General features: G+C 66.9%; 18 protein-coding genes. 6 read left to right on the forward strand and 12 right to left on the reverse strand.

All coding sequences use genetic code 11. The annotated features are described in order from the left end of the window. Nucleotides 1-6 precede the first annotated feature (6 nt). Nucleotides 7-774, forward strand: a complete 768-nt coding sequence (locus CIW53_RS00665; protein WP_149362779.1) for a hypothetical protein — start codon at nt 7-9, stop codon at nt 772-774. Between the two features lie 95 nt (nt 775-869). Here CIW53_RS00665 and mutM read toward each other — a convergent pair whose 3' ends face one another. Genes mutM through CIW53_RS00690 form a run of 5 tightly spaced genes read right to left on the reverse strand, consistent with a single transcriptional unit; the run spans nt 870 to nt 5,080 of the window. Then, nucleotides 870-1,697 (reverse strand): bifunctional DNA-formamidopyrimidine glycosylase/DNA-(apurinic or apyrimidinic site) lyase, encoded by an 828-nt coding sequence (gene mutM / locus CIW53_RS00670; RefSeq protein WP_149362780.1) that lies wholly within the window; start codon nt 1,695-1,697, stop codon nt 870-872. A gap of 16 nt (nt 1,698-1,713) precedes the next feature. Further along, the gene (locus CIW53_RS00675; RefSeq protein ID WP_149362781.1) at nt 1,714-2,205 is read right to left on the reverse strand and encodes a hypothetical protein; all 492 of its coding nucleotides are present in this window, start codon (nt 2,203-2,205) and stop codon (nt 1,714-1,716) included. 3 nt (nt 2,206-2,208) lie between these two features. Continuing rightward, a complete protein-coding gene (locus CIW53_RS00680; protein ID WP_149362782.1) occupies nt 2,209-3,564 on the reverse strand; it encodes a DUF4350 domain-containing protein in 1,356 nt (451 codons plus the stop codon). Next, on the reverse strand, nt 3,564-4,319 hold the full coding sequence (locus tag CIW53_RS00685; RefSeq protein ID WP_149362783.1) for an ABC transporter permease subunit: 756 nt from the start codon (nt 4,317-4,319) through the stop codon (nt 3,564-3,566). Before CIW53_RS00685 ends, CIW53_RS00680 begins: the two co-directional genes overlap by 1 nt. After that, nucleotides 4,316-5,080 (reverse strand): ABC transporter ATP-binding protein, encoded by a 765-nt coding sequence (locus CIW53_RS00690; RefSeq protein ID WP_149362784.1) that lies wholly within the window; start codon nt 5,078-5,080, stop codon nt 4,316-4,318. The genes CIW53_RS00685 and CIW53_RS00690 overlap by 4 nt, the downstream gene beginning before the upstream one ends. Nucleotides 5,081-5,254: 174 nt before the next feature. Here CIW53_RS00690 and CIW53_RS00695 point away from each other — a divergent pair, with 174 nt between their 5' ends. Further along, nucleotides 5,255-6,451 carry a fatty acid desaturase gene (locus CIW53_RS00695; RefSeq protein ID WP_149362785.1) on the forward strand — a complete coding sequence of 399 codons (1,197 nt, stop codon included), beginning with the start codon at nt 5,255-5,257 and terminating at the stop codon, nt 6,449-6,451. Between the two features lie 389 nt (nt 6,452-6,840). Here CIW53_RS00695 and rpmG read toward each other — a convergent pair whose 3' ends face one another. Then, nucleotides 6,841-7,008: a 50S ribosomal protein L33 gene (gene rpmG / locus CIW53_RS00705; RefSeq protein ID WP_072759007.1), complete on the reverse strand. Its 168-nt coding sequence runs from the start codon at nt 7,006-7,008 to the stop codon at nt 6,841-6,843. A 10-nt stretch (nt 7,009-7,018) separates the two neighbouring features. Beyond that, nucleotides 7,019-7,255, reverse strand: coding sequence for a 50S ribosomal protein L28 (rpmB, locus tag CIW53_RS00710; RefSeq protein ID WP_077554402.1), 237 nt, complete (start codon nt 7,253-7,255; stop codon nt 7,019-7,021). Between the two features lie 290 nt (nt 7,256-7,545). On the opposite strand from rpmB, the gene secB reads away from it, so the two are divergent. From secB to CIW53_RS00725, 3 genes are all read left to right on the forward strand, one after another. Continuing rightward, nucleotides 7,546-8,049, forward strand: coding sequence for a protein-export chaperone SecB (gene secB / locus CIW53_RS00715; RefSeq protein WP_149362786.1), 504 nt, complete (start codon nt 7,546-7,548; stop codon nt 8,047-8,049). 9 nt (nt 8,050-8,058) lie between these two features. Next, entirely contained in the window at nt 8,059-9,084 is a 1,026-nt protein-coding gene (locus CIW53_RS00720; protein WP_149362787.1) for an NAD(P)H-dependent glycerol-3-phosphate dehydrogenase, read from the forward strand. A 111-nt stretch (nt 9,085-9,195) separates the two neighbouring features. Then, on the forward strand, nt 9,196-12,213 hold the full coding sequence (locus CIW53_RS00725) for a DEAD/DEAH box helicase (protein WP_149362788.1): 3,018 nt from the start codon (nt 9,196-9,198) through the stop codon (nt 12,211-12,213). A gap of 60 nt (nt 12,214-12,273) precedes the next feature. On the opposite strand, the gene CIW53_RS00730 is transcribed toward CIW53_RS00725, so the two are convergent. The 3 genes from CIW53_RS00730 to glk all read right to left on the reverse strand — a co-directional run bounded on the left by CIW53_RS00730 (nt 12,274) and on the right by glk (nt 14,554). Beyond that, nucleotides 12,274-12,600, reverse strand: coding sequence for a hypothetical protein (locus CIW53_RS00730; protein WP_149362789.1), 327 nt, complete (start codon nt 12,598-12,600; stop codon nt 12,274-12,276). A gap of 106 nt (nt 12,601-12,706) precedes the next feature. Then, a complete protein-coding gene (locus CIW53_RS00735) occupies nt 12,707-13,390 on the reverse strand; it encodes an HAD family hydrolase (RefSeq protein ID WP_149362790.1) in 684 nt (227 codons plus the stop codon). A gap of 147 nt (nt 13,391-13,537) precedes the next feature. Further along, complete coding sequence (gene glk, locus CIW53_RS00740; RefSeq protein ID WP_149362791.1) at nt 13,538-14,554, reverse strand: glucokinase; 1,017 nt, start codon at nt 14,552-14,554, stop codon at nt 13,538-13,540. A 197-nt stretch (nt 14,555-14,751) separates the two neighbouring features. Between glk and hemB the strand changes: the two genes are divergently transcribed. Next, nucleotides 14,752-15,744 (forward strand): porphobilinogen synthase, encoded by a 993-nt coding sequence (gene hemB, locus CIW53_RS00745; RefSeq protein WP_149362792.1) that lies wholly within the window; start codon nt 14,752-14,754, stop codon nt 15,742-15,744. 61 nt (nt 15,745-15,805) lie between these two features. Here hemB and CIW53_RS17595 read toward each other — a convergent pair whose 3' ends face one another. After that, complete coding sequence (locus CIW53_RS17595; protein WP_172969550.1) at nt 15,806-15,961, reverse strand: hypothetical protein; 156 nt, start codon at nt 15,959-15,961, stop codon at nt 15,806-15,808. A gap of 204 nt (nt 15,962-16,165) precedes the next feature. Continuing rightward, nucleotides 16,166-17,065, reverse strand: a complete 900-nt coding sequence (locus CIW53_RS00750) for an EamA family transporter (RefSeq protein ID WP_149362793.1) — start codon at nt 17,063-17,065, stop codon at nt 16,166-16,168. Nucleotides 17,066-17,274 lie beyond the last annotated feature (209 nt).

Raw genomic sequence — 17,274 nt, forward strand, 5'->3', positions numbered from 1 at the left:
AATGTCATGAATCATCCGATCGCCATCCCCGCCTGGCAGCGCCCGCACTGGCAGCCCAGCGACGAGGAGATCCTGTTGCAGTTCTACGTGTTCGGCAAGTTCGATGCGGTACGCGTGCCTTCCGCCGATTACGGCAGCGCAGGCCTGCCGGTCGGCGTCGAGGCAGTCAGCCACTATCACAGCGCATTGCGCCAATGGGACGGCTACCCGCTGAAAGGCGCGACGGGCCGCATGTTCAAGGCCGATGCGCCGCAGGCATACCAGCGTGCCTTTGAAGCGCCCGAAGTGATGGTCGTGCGCGGCACGCTCAAGGACAGCCCGGCCACCGGCTACCTGCGCGACACCCTGGGCGTGCTGGCCGGCATGCTCGACATCGGAGGCAGCGTGATCCTCGACCCGCAGACCCTGAGTCTGCTCGACGCCGACGCGTGGCGCCGGAAATACCTGGTCCGCGACGGTGCGCCGATTCGCAACCACCTGCTGATCCTGCGCGACGGCGAATCCGTGCCGGATCGTTCGTGGATCCACACCCGCGGCATGCGCAAGTTCGGCCGCCCCGACATCAGCATCCGCCAGGTGCCGGACCGCGCCGTCGACCGCGCCGGTTTGCTGTGCGAGAAGCTGGTGGAGCTGGAAGCGCTCGGCGCGCACTTCAGCGATGGCCAGAGACTGGACATCGAGGGCGTGCCCAACGGCGTCGTGGTGCATCTGGGTGGCGGACTGGACGATGCGCGGTTCAACAACACCTACGTCGAGTTCGATTGGCCGGAGTGAGTGGCAGCCCCTGTGGGAGTGGCTTCAGCCCCGATGCTCTCCGATACGAAAGACAGAAGCATCGCGACTGAAGTCGCTCCCACAAGCCTGGCGATTCAACGCTGGCAGCGCGGGCACCAGAATGTCGAACGTTGGCCCAGGGTAACTTGCCGGATCGCCGTGCCACACACTTTGCATGGTTCTCCGGCCCGACCGTACACGTTCAATTCGCGGAAGAAATAGCCGGGCAGGCCGTCGGGGCTGATGAAGTCACGCAAGGTCGTGCCGCCGCGTTCGATCGCCCAGGCCAGGATGCGTTTCACTTCGCCGGCCAGCCGCGCATACCGCGCACGCGAGACCGCCCCTGCCGCACGGCGCGGATCGATGCCGGCGGCGAACAGCGCCTCGCTGGCGTAGATGTTGCCGACGCCGACGACGATCGCGTTGTCCATCAGGAACAGTTTCACGGCCGCCGTGCGGCCGCGCGACGTGTGCCACAGCAGGTCGCCGTCGAACGCATCGGTCAGCGGCTCGGGGCCGAGCTTGGCCAGCAGTTCGTGCGTGGTGCCCGGTGCCTGCCACAGCAGGCAGCCGAACCGGCGCGGATCGGTGAAGCGCAGGATGCGCGAGGCCTGGGCGCTCGTGGGTTCCAGTGCGATATCGACGTGATCATGCCTGCCCACCGGCGCATCCGGCGGCAGCACGCGCAGCACGCCGGACATGCCCAGATGCAGCAGTGCACTGCCGGCTCCGGTATGCAGCAGCAGGTATTTTGCGCGCCGTTCCACCGCATCGATGCGCTGGCCCGGCAGCAATTCGCTGACCTCGCGCGGGATCGGCCAGCGCAGATCGGGCCGACGCAGGATCACCCCGGTGACGCGCCGGCCGATCAGGTACGGTGCGATGCCGCGGCGGGTGGTTTCGACTTCGGGCAGTTCTGGCAAGGGTGGCGTCCGCGGATCAGTGCAGGTCGGTGGTCCGGGTGGCCGGCGAACGCGGCATGTAGCGTGCCGACACCAGCGCAATCTGCGGGCCAACGCGCACGTAGTGTTGTGGTCCGGTTACCGACAACTCGCCGAACTCCAGCGATTGGCCGTCCAGATCGAGCACGGCCCGCGGCGGCGCCAGGCCGATCTTCGACAGATCAAAATCACTGGCCGGCCGCCAGCTGAGCACGTGTGCCGCGGCCGTGTCGGTGAGGTCGCTGAGGCGGGCATCGTCGACGCGAGCCGGCGTGCCGTCGGTGCGCCACCAGTGGCCGTCGCGCTTTTCGTAGTGCAGGGGCGGTGCGCCCGGCAGGCTCAGCGCGATGTGGGTGATGCTCGCCGGATCGAGCGAGGTGAGCGGCGCGGTCCGGTTGCGTGCGTCGCGCTGCAACTGCCAGCCGGCGAGCCCCAGTAGCGCAATGACGGCGAGCAGCAGAACCACGCGTTGGCGGAGAGCGCGTTTCATCGCTCAGCGCCGCCGCCGGCGCCATGCGATCAGGCCGCCCGCAAGCAGCAACAGCAAGGGCAGTGCGATCAGGAAGCCGAAGCTCAATGCATTGAGCCCGGTCTGCGAAATGTCGAGCAGCCGATCCGGTGCGCCGCGTGGCGGCAGCTCGACCAGCTTGTCGTCGCCGAGCAACCAGTCGAAAACGCGCTCGCCCAGCGCGCGATTGCCGCCGTTGCCGAGGAAGGTGTTGGACAGGAAGTCGCCGTCGCCGATCACCACCACGCGCTGTTCGCTCTTGTCCGGGCTCGGCGACAGTCGGCTAAGCGCGAAGCCGAAGTCCAGCGGGCCTTTCAGTTCGCCGGCGTCGGCATTGAAGCGGATGTCGGAAGCCTTCGTGTTGTCGATCGGCTGGAACTCGGTCCAGCTCTGCGCCGTCGAACGCAGCAGCGGCGCGACCGCCCAGGCGGTCTGCGCCACCTGCGCCAAGGCCGACGCCTGCGGGAACAGCGTGGTCAGCGTGAAGCCGCGGGTGATCGCCTGCGGCGGATAGTCGCCCAGCGCAATCATGCGTGGATCGTGCAGGCCCAGTGCGCTGCCGGAGCCGTCGACCAGTACGCCGGGCAAGACACGCACGCCGAGTGCGGCAGCCAGCGGGGCGAGGCCGAGATCGTCGTTTGCCGGCTCGGTCAGCCATAGCAGGTTGCCGCCGTTCTGCACATAACCGACCAACGCCTGCACTGCGCCGGGCGCCAGCGTCATGGTGGGGCTGGCCAGCACCACCAGGTCGGTGTGTTCGGGCACCGCGGCGACCTGGGCAAAGTTCAGCGGCACTGCGCGCATGCCGCGCGATTCCAGCGAACCCATGAACGTGCCGACGTCGGCGTTGGCCTGCCCATCGGCCCGTCGCTCGCCGTCGCCGGTGACGAACGCGACGATGCGGTCGCTGCCGCGCACCAGCCGCTCCAGCGCATTGGTGAGGCTGCGTTCGGACAGTTCGTCCAGTCGCTGCTCGCGATCCTTGTAGTGCAGGATCAACGCACCGTCGACCGTGATGCCGAGCTCGCGCATCTTCGCCGGGTCGAGCTGCGGGTCGACGAAACGCAGCCCGAGGTCGGGCTTCACCGCCTGGTAGCGCTGCAGGAAGCCGGCGATGGTCTGGCGCAGGTTGCCCTGCGGATTGGCGTAGCTGACGACCTCGACCGGTCCGTCGAGTTTTGCCAGCACGGCGCGACTCTCCGCCGACAGGCTGGTGCGGCCATTCGCGGTCCAGTCGGCCCGATAGCCGTAGCGGGTGCTCAGGTAACCGATCGCGGCGAACGCCAGCAACAGCAGCGCGGCGAACAACCAGCCGTCCAGACGTCTGAAAAGATGACGCATCAGCCACGCTCCCTGTCGGCGCCCAGTCGCCGCGTGGCCAGTGCCAGCGCCAGCACGATCAGCAAAACGAACCACACGATGTCGGCGCTCGATACCAGTCCGCGCAGCAACGGCTGCAGGTGGGTGCTCATCGCCAGCCAGTTGATCGCGCCGCCGTTCATGCCGGCCATCTGCGCACCGAGGTTCACTTCCCACAGCGCCAGCGTGGCGATCAGTGCGCCGGCGGCAGCGATCGCCGGGTGCGAGGCAAAGCTCGAACAGGCCACGCCGATGGCGGCCAGTGCGGCCAGCATCAGCACCAGGCCCACGGTGGCGGAGGTGAGTTTGCCCCAATCCAGGTGGGTGGCGTGCGCCAATACCAGCGGCATGGTCAGGGTCAACGCCAGCCACAGCAGCAACCAGCCCAGCACCGCCAGATACTTGCCCAGCACGATGCGCGAGGCCGGCACGCCGGCGGCGAACAGCAGCGGCAGGGTGCCGTTGCGGCGTTCGCCGGCGATCACCGACATGCTCAGCAGCGGCACCACCAGGAACGCCAGCTGCGCCAACTGGCCGAGCAGCGGCACGGCGACCAGATCGGTGAAGCCGGGACCGTCCGGCAACGCCGCGCGCTGGATCTGTCCGGCCAGGAAACTGCCCAGCAACAGGGTGAAGTTCCAGCCCAGCCATCCCAGCGTCAGCGCCGCCAGCACCCAGGCCAGCGGGCGTACCAGCAATCGGCGCCATTCGAGCCGCGTCACAGCCAGGAGACTCATGCGGCCCGCGCCGGTTGATGGCTGCCGTTCATCGCGATCTCGAAGAAGGTTTTTTCCAGCGTCGCATGGTCGTCGGCGTGTACCGGGCCATCGTGCCGCAACGTACCTTCGTGCAGGATAGCCACGCGATCGCAGACCGCGGTGACCTCGGCCAGCAGGTGGGTGGACAGGATCACGGCAGTACCGGCGGCGGCCTGCTCGCGGATCAGCGCGCGCAAGCCGGCCACCTGCACCGGGTCGAGCGCATTGGCCGGTTCGTCCAGCACCAGCAGGGCCGGGCGATGCAGCAGCGCGCAGGCCAGCCCCAGCCGCTGGCGCTGGCCTTGCGACAGCACGCCGGCCAGGCGACGGGCCAGCGGTTGCAGCTCCAGCCGCTCGATGATCGCGCTGCGGGCCGCGCGCAAGGCGCTGCCGTTCAGGCCGCGCAGGCGGCCGTGTGCGTCGAGATGCTCGTTGACGGTGAGTTCGGCCCACACCGGCGCGCGTTCGGGCAGCCAGCCGATCAGCGTGCGCGCCAGTTCGGGATGCTCCAGGAAATCCTCGCCGTTCAGCCGGATACCACCACTGTCGGGCCGCAGCGCGCCGGCAATCATCGACAGCGTGGTCGATTTGCCGGCCCCGTTCACGCCGAGCAGGCCCATTACCTCCCCGCTGCGCAGGGCCAGGCTGAGGTCCTGCACGGCCTGGCGGCCGGCGCGGCGGCGGCTGAGCAGGTCCAGTTGCAGTACGGTCTTTGGTGAGGCTGGGGTGATCGATGTCATTGCGTGATTGTCACGGCGCCCCCACTGTTAAACAACAGGGCCGATGCAGGCTCGCGAATAACATCAGCTTGACGCCCGGCTCTTGACGGGCTGCTATGATTCGTGTCTTACACCATGCTGGCGGGTACGGAAACCCCTGATTTACACTGACTTACCCCTCACCCGGTGCCTTCCATGCTCGATGCAGTGCTCAATTTCCTGAACAACGGTCTTGCCCATGCAAGTTGGGGCCAGATCGCCGTTTACATGCTGATCGTGACCCAGCTCACCATCTTCACGGTGACGCTGTATCTGCATCGCAGCCAGACCCATCGCGGCGTGGATTTCCACCCGGTGCTGGCGCACTTCTTCCGTTTCTGGGGCTGGCTCACCACCGGCATGGTCACGCGCGAGTGGGTGGCGGTGCATCGCAAGCACCACGCGAAGGTCGAGACCGAGGAAGATCCGCACAGCCCGATGATCTACGGCATCAAGAAGGTGTTCTGGGACGGCGTCTCGCTGTACCGCGACGCCTGCGAGTCGAAGCAGGACATGGAGCAGTACGGCCGTGGCACCCCGGACGACTGGGTCGAACACAAGGTCTATGGCGCGCATCCGTACTGGGGCCCGACCCTGATGCTGTTCATCAGCATCGCACTGTTCGGCGTGATCGGCGCGGCGCTGTGGGCCGTGCAGATGATCTGGATCCCGTTCTGGGCCGCCGGCTTCGTCAACGGCATCGGCCACTGGGCCGGCTATCGCAATTTCGAGAGCGCCGACACCGCGCGCAACCTGATCCCGTGGGGTTTCTGGATCGGCGGTGAAGAGCTGCACAACAATCATCATGCGTTCCCCAGCTCGGCCAAGTTCGCGCTGCGCAAGTGGGAATTCGACATCGGTTGGGCGGCGATCTGCGGCCTGCGCGCGGTGGGTTTGGCCAAGGTGCTGCGCGTGGCCCCGTCGCTGGACGTGCGTCCGAACGTGCGCCTGCCCGACGCCGACACGCTTAAAGCCGTGCTCACCCACCGCTTCCAGGCGATGACCGACTACTACCGTGGCGTGATCCTGCCGACCATCGGCGACGAGGCGCAGCACGCTGGCGAAAGCCTGAAGTCGATGCCGCGGCGGATCCGTCTGGCCATGGCCGACGGTGGCCGCTGGCTGGACAGCGAAGGCCGCGAGCGCATGCAGGCCGTGCTGGCCAAGCGGCCGACCCTGGCGGTCGTGGTCGATTTCCGCAGCCGCCTCGCCGCCCTGATGGAGCAGCGCGGTGCCGAGCAGGCCTTGAAGGGTTTGCAGCAGTGGATCCACGAAGCCGAGGAAAGCGGTATCCGTGCCTTGCAGGATTTCGCCCAGCGGCTGAAGGGTTACACCGTGGCTGCGGCGGCCTGATCGCGCAGCCAGGTTTCACAAGATGACGTTCCAGCAAAGCCCGCCATCTGGCGGGTTTTGCTTTTGAGAGGTTCGATCGCGGGGAACCGATGACGTTGCGTGTGCTGCTGATCGGTGCCGCTGGTGTGTTCGGTTCGCGGATCGCTCGTCAACTGGCGGGTGACCCGCGGTTCCGTTTGACTATTGCAGGGCGGCAGCTGGCCGGCCTGCAGGCGTTGCGCGCGAGTATGGGCGATTCGGCATTCGGCCAAACAAAAAACCCGCCAAGGGGGCGGGTTTTCCTTGAGGCTTCATCGCTGTTGCTATGCAGTAGCAAGAGCAACAGCGATCCCTGCCTTCGCAGGGATGACCAAATGGCTAGCCACGCGCTGTGCGCGTGGGCCATTTGGTCACTTGATCTTGCCTTCCTTGTAGATCACGTGCTTGCGCACGACCGGATCGTATTTCTTGAATTCGAACTTTTCCGGCGTGTTCTTCTTGTTCTTCTGCGTGGTGTAGAAGTGGCCGGTGCCGGCCGAGGAGATCATGCGGATCTTGTCTTGGGTCTTGTTAGCCATGGTTTGATCCTCAGACCTTTTCGCCGCGGGCGCGCATGTCGGCAATCACGGCCTCGATGCCATTCTTGTCGATGGTGCGCAGGGCGTTGTTGGAAACGCGCAGCTTGATCCAGCGGTTCTCGCTGGCCACCCAGAAACGACGCTCATGCAGGTTCGGCAACCAGCGGCGACGGGTACGGTTGTTGGCATGCGAAACGTTGTTGCCGCTCTGCACACCCTTACCGGTGACTTGACATACACGGGCCATGACGACCTCCGTAATTATTTTCTGACACCCGTTGGCCAGGGTGTGATCGGCCCAGCGGCGCCATGCGCCACGCGATGCTGGAGGTTGTTGCAACGCATGATCGTGAGGTCCGTACCGCGTGGCGGACCGCCCGGATATACCGGGTCGACATAGGCGAGCCGCGTATTCTCGCAGAAAAACAAGGCTGTGCGCAATCTTGCTGACGCCGTTGGGGGTCCCGCGGCGTGCGCGCTGCGGGGATGTATGGAACAATTGAGCTCTTTTGACCGACAAAACTTGAGGGATTCCCGATGGCACAAGAGATCACCCACGACCAGGCCAACGGTCAGGCCATTCAGCCCCAGCTGGCGCTGCAGAAGATCTATGTGAAGGACGTTTCCTTCGAGGCGCCGAACGCGCCGCAGATCTTCCAGGAGATCGACGAGGCCGACCAGCCGCAGGTACAACTGAATCTGGGGCACACGGCCTCGGACCTGGGCAACAGCCTGTATGAAGTGGTGCTTACGCTGACCCTGACCTGCACGATCGGGTCGCGCACCGCGTATCTGGCCGAAGTGAAGCAGGCCGGCCTGTTCGGCGTCGCCGGCTTCAATGACGCCGATCATGCCGGCGTGATCGGCAGCTATTGTCCGAACCTGTTGTTCCCGTACGCCCGCCAGGTGATTTCTTCGCTGGTGCTGGAGGGTGGCTTTCCGCCGTTCCTGCTGCAGCCGATCAATTTCGATGCACTGTTCGCCGAACAGCAGCGTCGTGCGATGGGCGGCGACGGCGCCCCGGCCACGCTCAACAGCTGAGCCGAGGGCATGGCGGAACATCCGATGCTGACCGTTCTCGGGGCCGGCTCCTGGGGTACCGCGCTGGCGGCGCTGGCGGCGCGCAATGGCGTGCCGACCCGGTTGTGGGGCCGCGACCGCGCCGCGCTGGCGGCGATGGCGGCGAGCCATCGCAACGAGCGCTACCTGCCGCAGATCGAACTGCCGGCGGAGCTGGACTACGAAAGCGACCTGGCCACCGCCGTGCGCGGTGCCGACATCGTGTTGATCGTGGTGCCCAGCCACGCCTTTGCCGCGATGCTGGCCGAACTGGCGCCGCTGCTCGATGCCGGCACCGCGATCGCGTGGGCGACCAAGGGTTTCGAGCCGGGGACCGGGCGTTTCCTGCACGAGCTGGTCGCCGAACGGTTGCCGGGCCATGCCGCTGCCGTGATTACCGGTCCATCGTTCGCGCGCGAGGTGGCGACCGGCCTTCCCAGCGCCGTCACCGTGCACTCCGATGACGATGCGTTTGCGCAGCAACTGGCCAGCCTGCTGCATGCGCCCAACCTGCGGGCCTACTCCGGCGGCGACGTGCTCGGCGCCGAGCTCGGTGGCGCGATGAAGAACGTGCTGGCCGTCGCCACCGGTATCGCCGACGGCATGGAGTTGGGCCTGAACGCCCGCGCCGGCCTGATCACCCGCGGCATGAACGAGATGCTGCGCCTGGGCGTGGCGCTCGGTGCGCGGCCGGAGACCCTTATCGGCCTGTCCGGCCTAGGTGACCTTGTATTGACCTGTACCGGCGACCTCTCGCGCAATCGCCGGCTCGGCCTGGCGCTGGGGCAAGGCGTGGCGATCGACGAAGCCGTGCGGCGGATCGGCCAGGTGGTGGAGAGCATCTTTACCGCAGACGAGGTCATGCGACTGGCCGACAAGCATGGGCTGGACCTGCCCATCAGTGCCGGTGTGCGCGCTGTGCTGCATGGCGAAGTCACCCCGGTCGAGGCGCTCAAGGCCTTGATGGCGCGGGAGCAGAAGCCGGAATATCCGGGGGGCATGTTCGGCGCCCATTGAGCTGCGTGCTGCGCTGAACGCCAAGCGACACGCGATCGTGACAAACGGGCGAGCATCCGCCGCGAGGCCTGCTAAGCTCGATGTTTTGATATCGCCACGGATCGCATGCGGATGCAGCAACCGGACGAGAAACAGCGCGTTGCCGCTCCGTCCCCCGGCGACGACGAAGCCTTGCCGCTGGCATGGCGGCGGCTGCTGGCTGCCCCGAAACCTGCCGTCACCGACGATCACGGCGTGCTCGGTTTCTTCCTGGAAGTGATGCCCGAAGACGGCGCGGCGTTTGCCCGTCTCGACGTGGCACCGGTACTGCTGGCGATGGCCGAACACGGCCGCTACGCGCGCCCGGTACCGCTGGACAGCCGACATCTGGCGCAATCGCCGCTGCAGCCGCACGAACAACGCCTCGCCGCAACCCTGCTCGGCTTGCCGCAAACCGCGCGCAAAAGCCGCAACTACGCGCGTCTTGGTGGCCATGTCGGTGACACTTTGCTCGCCGAGATCCTCGATACCGCACCGTGCTTTCTCGGTGGCCTGGCCGGCCTGCGGCTTTCGCGCGGCAAGTCGCACCAGCTCAACTGGCATTGGCAGATGGAGCCGGACGGCAGCCAGCGCCTGCTGCCGTTGTTGCCGCACAGCCAGCGCCTCCTGCGCATCGACGCCTTGTGGTACCTCGATGCGGAGCGCGCTGCCGTCGGCCTGCTGGACGCCGCCGCCGAGGAAACCTCGTGGCTGGAGTTGCCGCCGCTCAAACACGAGCACGGCCGCCGGTTGTACAACCGCCTGCCGGGCAGTCGGGTGGCCACGCGCGTGCCGTTGCCGCAGGTGTTCGGCGAGGTACGCCGTTCCCAGCTGGCGCCCAAGCCGGTACTCACCTTGCACGCACTGACCCGCCACGCCCGGCTGGCTGCCGGTACGCCGCCGCTCGGCTATGCGCGGCTGGCCTTCGACTACGCCGGCGAACGATTGCCCGGCCGCGGCGGTGAGCCACTGGTGCGTCGCGTGCGCAACGATCAACTGGTCGAGATCACCCGCCGCCGCGCCGAGGAACTGGCCGCGATGGAGCAGCTCGAACGCTCCGGCCTCACCCCTGGCGTGGACACCGAAGGCCTGCCGTGGGACGTGGCCGAAACCCTGCCCGACGACGCCTGGCTGTTTCCCGGCACCGGTTACGCCGGTGCGCTGGAGGTCAATACGCCGGCACGCTGGCTGGCGCTGCGGCCAAAACTCGAAGCGGAGAATTTCCAGGTCGAATACGCACCGAGCTTTCCGTTCGAGGTGCTGGAAGGTCCGGTGCGCTGGTACGGCCACGCGGTGGAAGACAACGACGATCACGCGTTCGATCTGGAAATCGGCATCGAACTCGATGGCCAGCGGCACAACCTGTTGCCTGCCGTGGCGCAGGCGCTGGCCGAACATCAGTTGAACCTGAGCCCGGCGCCGAACGAGCCGGAAGATGCGGTGTGGTACGCGCCGGTCGATGCGCGCCGCCGCGTGCCAGTGCGCCTGAAGGAACTGCGCGGCCTGCTGGCACCGCTGGCCGAATACCTGGAAAAGCCGCGCAAGAAACTTCATCTGCCGCGCGTGCAGGCCGGGCGGCTGGAGGAACTCGTCGCGGCGATGCCCGGCGGCGGCACGCTGGAAGCCGCCGAGCCGCTGCTCGGTTTCGCCGCGCGCCTGCGCGATGCGGCCGAGCGTGCCAGCGACGCGGTGCCGGAAGGTCTGACAGTCGAGCTGCGGCCATACCAGCGCGAAGGCCTGCGCTGGTTGAATGCGCTTGCCGAAGCCGGCGTCGGCGGCGTGCTCGCCGATGACATGGGCCTGGGGAAAACGCTGCAGCTGATCACCCACCTCCTGGCGCTGAAGCAGGGCGGCGCACTGACCCAGCCGGCCCTGATCGTGGTGCCGACCAGCCTGATCCCGAACTGGCAATCGGAAATCGCACGCTTCGCGCCGATGCTGCAGGTGCTGACCCTGCATGGCCCGCAGCGTGCCGAGGAATTCGTCCAGCTCGGCGCGCAGGACATCGTGCTGACCAGTTACGCCTTGCTGCCGCGCGACGTGGTCGCGCTGCGCAAGCAACCCTTCGCGCTGATCGTGCTGGACGAGGCACAACAGGTGAAGAACCCGCGCACGCAGGCGCGCCGTGCCCTGCTCAGCCTGCGCACGCCGCGCTACGTCTGCCTCACCGGCACGCCGCTGGAAAACCATCTCGGCGAATTGTGGTCGCAGATCGACCTGGCCGTACCCGGCCTGCTCGGCGACGAAGGCGCGTTCCGCCGCTTCTACCGCGTGCCGATCGAAAAACAGCACGACGAGGAATGCCAGCAGCGGCTCAACCTTCGGCTCGCTCCCTTCATCCTGCGCCGGGCCAAGGCGCAGGTGGCAAAAGAACTGCCGCCGAAAACCGAGATCACGCGCCGCGTGGTGCTGGAAGGTCGCCAGCGCGAACTATACGAAGGCCTGCGCCTGTCGCTGGCCGAGGAACTGCGCGAAGTGATCGCCCAGCGCGGCATCGCCCACTCCGGCATCGTGGTGCTGGATGCATTATTGAAATTGCGGCAAGTCTGCTGCGACCCGCGCCTGGTAAAACTCGAAGCCGCCCGTGGCGTGCACGAGTCGGCCAAGTTCGAGCTGTTGATGGACATGCTGCCCGCGCTGCTCGACGAAGGCCGCAAGGTGCTGCTGTTCTCGCAGTTCACCGGCATGCTGAAACTGATCGCCGCCGAGCTCGACCGCCGCCGCATCCGCTACGTCACCCTCACCGGCGACACCCGCGACCGCGCCGAGCCGGTGCAGCGCTTCCAGAACGGCGAGGTGCCGCTGTTCCTGCTGTCGCTGAAAGCCGGCGGCGTGGGCTTGAACCTCACCGCCGCCGATACCGTGATCCACTACGATCCATGGTGGAACCCCGCCGCCGAAGCGCAGGCCAGCGACCGCGCGCACCGCATCGGCCAGGACAAGCCCGTCTTCGTGTTTCGCCTGATCACCTCGGGCACCGTGGAAGAACGCATCGAGGAACTGAAGGCCCGCAAGGCCGAACTTGCCGCCGCCGTACTCGAAGGCGGCGGCAGCCGCGAAAAGCTCAGCTTCGATCAGGTCGACCTGGATACCTTGCTCGCGCCGGGCTGAGTAGCCGGCCGCCGTCATGGCCGATCGCTGCGATCCGCGACGAATGGACGGCGAACAGCGTCAGCGCGGCGGCGGCACGCGCGTGCGCAGCAGGGCATCCACCGACTGCTGCCACTCCGGCGAGCCGGGCTGGGATTGCGGCGCTTCCTGGCCCAGCTTGCGCTGCACCGTCTGGTTCCATTCGGCTGAGCCGGGGTTCGGGCCGTCGTCGATGCCCAGCGTGTGGTCGACCCACGCATACCACTCGGCCGAGCCGAGTGTGGCATTGGCCGGCGCGGACTGGCCGGCCTCCGGTTGTGGTGGCTGCTGCTGCGGCGACGTCGGCGACGAAGGCGAGCAGGCGGCAAGCAGCAGGGCGAGAGGCAGGCTGGCGACGAGTCGGCGCATGGGCGGCTCCGTGAGCGGTTGACGAGGGCAGCCTAACCGCTCGATCCGAGCCGTGGATTAAATTTTCATGACGCCGACAACACCATTCAGGCGCATGAAGGCCCACTCAATCGCGTGCCGCGACTTCGTCGATGTGACGCAACAGATCGGCTGGGTCGTCGTACACGCGAAACGCGCCGGACTGCTGCAGTTCGGCCTGACCATAGCCGCCGGACAGTACACCGACACCGAGTGCGCGGGCACGTTGCGCGGCAAGCATGTCCCACACGCTGTCGCCGATCACCAGCGACTGCCGGATGTCCACGCCCAGGCGCGCGGCGGCGGCCAGGAACAGGTCCGGGTCAGGTTTGCCGTGGCGTACCTGGTCGCGCGTCACCACCGGTACCTTCGACGGATCGACGCCCAGCGCTTCCACATTGCGCGCCGCCGTCTGCATGCGCCCGCTGGTGGCGATCGCCCAAGGAATATCCTGTTCGGTGAGGTACGCCAGCAGCTCGCATGCGCCCGGCAACGGTCGCACCGACCCCTGCGTGTGCTGCCGATTGAACGCCTCGGCATGCCATGTGCGCAGGCGGTCCAGACGCTCCGCGGTGATTTCCAGCCCGGTCTCGCGCAACAGGATATTGGCGAACAGCCCGCCGCTCATGCCGATCTTGCGATGGATACGCCACACCGACAGCTCCACCCCTTCCCGATCCAGCGCCTCCTTCCATGCCAGCACGTGCTGGTAGACGCTGTCGACGAGGGTGCCGTCGAGGTCGAACAGGAGGGCGGTATCGCGGCGTGGCATCGGCGTTCTCCTGCGTGCGGATGATTCAACGGACAGCGATGATGAAGCATGCAGCGTGAGCGCCGTTCACCCGAAGGGTGGCGCGTGGCAATCGGTTGCACTCGACCTGAACGGGATGCGTCAGGCCGTCGTCCGCCCGGTTTGGCCTCAGCGTGGCGAAAGCAGCGATCTGCCCGACTCGAGCACCGCCAGCGCGGCGGCGCCGAGCAGGCCCGGCTCGGGATTCATGATCGCCTGGGTCGGTACCTTTTCCATGATGTCGCGGAAGCGACCCTTGGCCTCGAAGCGTTCGCGGAAACGACCGCGTTCCAGCCACGGCAGCAGGATCGGGATCAGTCCGCCGGTGAGGTAGACGCCGTCCCACGCTCCCAGTGTCAATACGAGGTCGCCGGCGACGCTGCCGAAGATGCCGGCGAAGGTCTCCACCGTGCGCGTGCACAGCGGGCAGCTGTCGTCCTTGGCGCGGGCGGTGATGTCCTCGGGCTTGAGGTCGTCAGCCTGGGCGCCGACGATGTGGCAGATCGCGTCGTACAGGTTCACCAGGCCCTGGCCGCAGATCAGCCGCTCGTTGGAGACGCGGCCGTACTTGTGGTTGAGGTAATCGAGGATGGCGATGTCTTCCGGCGTGTGCGCGGCGAAGCCGGCATGACCGCCTTCGGTCTGCAGCACGCTGCAGTGGCCGCCGCGCACCAGCAGGCCGCCGACGCCCAGGCCGGTGCCCGGCCCGACGATGGCGAAGGTCTGTTCGTCTTCGGCACCGATCACCGGCCGCGGCACCGTGCCCACGTCGACCAGATCGTCGCCCTGCAGCAGGGTCACGGCCATGCTCTGCGCGGCGAAATCGTTCACCAGGTGCACGTATTCCAGGTCGAGCGCGCTGGCCGTCTGGTGCGCGGAGATCGCCCACGGATTGTTGGTCACCTTGACCGTCTCGCCATCGACGATGCGGCCGGCGGCGGCCACGATGGCTCGGTGCACCTTCAGGCCGGTGTCGGCGAGATATTGCTTCGCGGTCGAGACCAGCGAATCGTGTTCGGCCACGCGGTAACGCCGGATGCTGTCGCCGAGCAGCGGTTTGTCACGCGCCGGATCGGCCACCCCGAAACGGACATTGGTGCCACCGAGATCGACGAGCAAGGTGGGGGCGCTGCTGGGCTGGCTCATGAAACTTCCTGACGGCGTGAAGCGACAAGCCTGCCGACGTCACGGCGGTTAGTCCAGTGTTTTGCTTACCGTACGGCACGGAATGCGCCGGGGCGGCCACCCGTGGGTGGCGGTCTGACCGTGGCAAAGTGTCCGGCGACGGCGGCTGCAGCATACAGCAGCGTAAAATGTCCGCCGTTGCCCCACGAGACTCCGCCATGAGCTTCCCCGCCACCCGCATGCGTCGCATGCGCCGCGATACCTTTTCCCGCGCACTGATGCGCGAGCACACCCTGCTGCCCAGTGACCTGATCATGGTCGCGTTCGTGATCGAGGGCGAAGGCCAGCGCGAGGCGGTGCCGTCGATGCCGGGCGTGGACCGGCTGTCGATCGACGAGCTGCTGAAGCTGGCCGGCGAGTGCGTGCGGCTGGGCATCCCGGCGCTGGCGCTGTTCCCCTCGCCCGGTGCCGACGTGAAATCACTCGACGCCGCCGAAGCGTGGAACCCCGACAACCTGATGCACCGCGCCACCCGCGCATTGAAGGCGAAGTATCCCGAGCTGGGCCTGATCGGCGATGTCGCACTCGACCCGTACACCACGCACGGCCAGGACGGCCTGATCGACGACACCGGCTACGTGATGAACGAGCCGACCGTCGAGGCGCTGATAAAAATGTCGCTGGCGCAAGCCGAAGCCGGCATGGATTTTGTGGCACCGTCGGACATGATGGACGGCCGCATCGGCTCCATCCGCGACGCGCTGGAAGACGCCGGCCACATCCACACCCGCATCCTCGCCTACTCGGCGAAATACGCCTCCGCATTCTACGGCCCGTTCCGCGACGCGGTGGGATCGTCGGCGAATCTCGGCAAGGGCGACAAGCACACCTACCAGATGGACGTCGCCAACAGCGACGAGGCCCTGCACGAAGTCGAGCTGGATATCGCCGAAGGCGCCGACGCGGTGATGGTGAAACCCGGTCTGCCGTATCTGGATATCGTGCGTCGGGTGAAGGACACCTTCGGCGTACCGACCTTCGTGTACCAGGTCAGCGGCGAGTACGCGATGCTGAAAGCGGCGTCGCAGAACGGCTGGCTGGACGAAAAGGCGGTGGTGCTGGAGTCGCTTACGTCGATGAAGCGGGCCGGTGCCGACGCCATCCTCACCTACTACGCCATCGCTGCAGCGCGCTGGTTGCGCGGGGAATAGCCGGGATCCTCGCGCGCCTGTAGCAGGGCAGGGCAGCTGCCTCCGGCGGTGCCGTACCTGCTCAGTCGGCCAGGCTCGACTGAGCCGTCACCGGCGCCTGGCTCGTCGCGACTTTCGATACGTTCGTGGGCGCGATGAGCATGGAGCCCAGGGTCAGCAGGCAGATCAGCAGGCAGGCGGTGAACAGGCTCTGCAGCATCAGGGTTTCGAATTTCATGGCGGTTCTCCTTGAGTGGGAATGAAGCTTTCAAGAGAGGTATGGCAAGCTGCGTGCCAACGCCTGTGGCTCCTGGAAAGCCGCATTCCTGCGCCATTCCTTCACTTGTTCGCGGCGGCGACCGACTGTCCGCGGACGGCACTGACGGCGTCCGGACACGCTACGGACAGCGGACAATTTCCCGCGATGCGGCTTGCGGCAGCATCAGTTCGCCAGCGGCTCGGCCAGCATGGGCCGGCGCACGCTCAGCGCCGTACCGGCAGCGGCCACGATGATCGTCGCGATGGCCAACCACTGCAGCGGGCTGAGCCGTTCGCCCAGCAATGCCACGCCGGCCATGGCCGCGATGGCCGGTTCCAGACTCAACAAGGTGCTGAACGTGCGTGCCGGCAACCGGGTGAGCGCGACCATCTCCAGCGAATAGGGCAGGGCCGAGCTGAGCACGGCCACGCCCAGCGCATACGGCAGCAGCGTCGGCGACAGCAGCGCGCTGCCGGCGTGGACGATACCGAACGGGATGGCAAGCAAAGCGCCGATCGACGTGCCCAGCGTCACCGCGTCCGCGCCGTAGGCCGCTCCGGCCTTTTTGCCCAGCACGATGTACAAGGCCCAACCCGCGCCGGCGGCCAGCGCGTACATCACGCCTGCCGGATCCAGGGCCTGCATCGATCCGCGTAGTGGCAGCAACAGGGCCAGCCCGGCCACCACCAGCGCGATCCAGATGAAGTCGAGCCAACGGCGCGAGCCGAACAGCGCCAACGCCAGCGGCCCGGTGAATTCCAGCGCCACGGCGATGCCCAGAGGGATCGTGCGCAACGACATGTAGAACACCAGGTTCATCGCCCCCATCGAGAGGCCGTATCCCCATAACGCGCGCCAGTCGCGCCGGCGCGTGTTCTCGCTGGTGCTGGACCGACGCCAGGGTCGCCGCCAGAGCAGCAGGATCAATGCACTGATGCCCAGCCGATAGGCGGTGGCCCCCTGCGCGCCAACCTGCGGGAACAGGTGCTTGGCCAGCGACGCGCCGCATTGGTAGGAGATCATGCTGATCAGCAGCATGCCGACCGCGAGCGCGACGGGGGCAACGGTGGAGCGTGGTGGCATGGGTGCGGCCGCAGCGGGAGAACAGTCCACTCATGATGCCCGTACACACACCATGCGGACCATCTCGTGATGGCCATTGCTGACAGGATCCGACAGCAGTGATCGGCACGAATCGGAAGGCTGCAAGAGCAGGCCGACAGGCCACTGTTGCGCAAGGGCAGGCGCCGCGCGGACGCGGGGTCGTCGCGTCCGCGACTGAGCCGCGTTCG

The sequence above is a fragment of the Rhodanobacter sp. T12-5 genome, from assembly GCF_008329435.1.
GTDB lineage: Bacteria > Pseudomonadota > Gammaproteobacteria > Xanthomonadales > Rhodanobacteraceae > Rhodanobacter.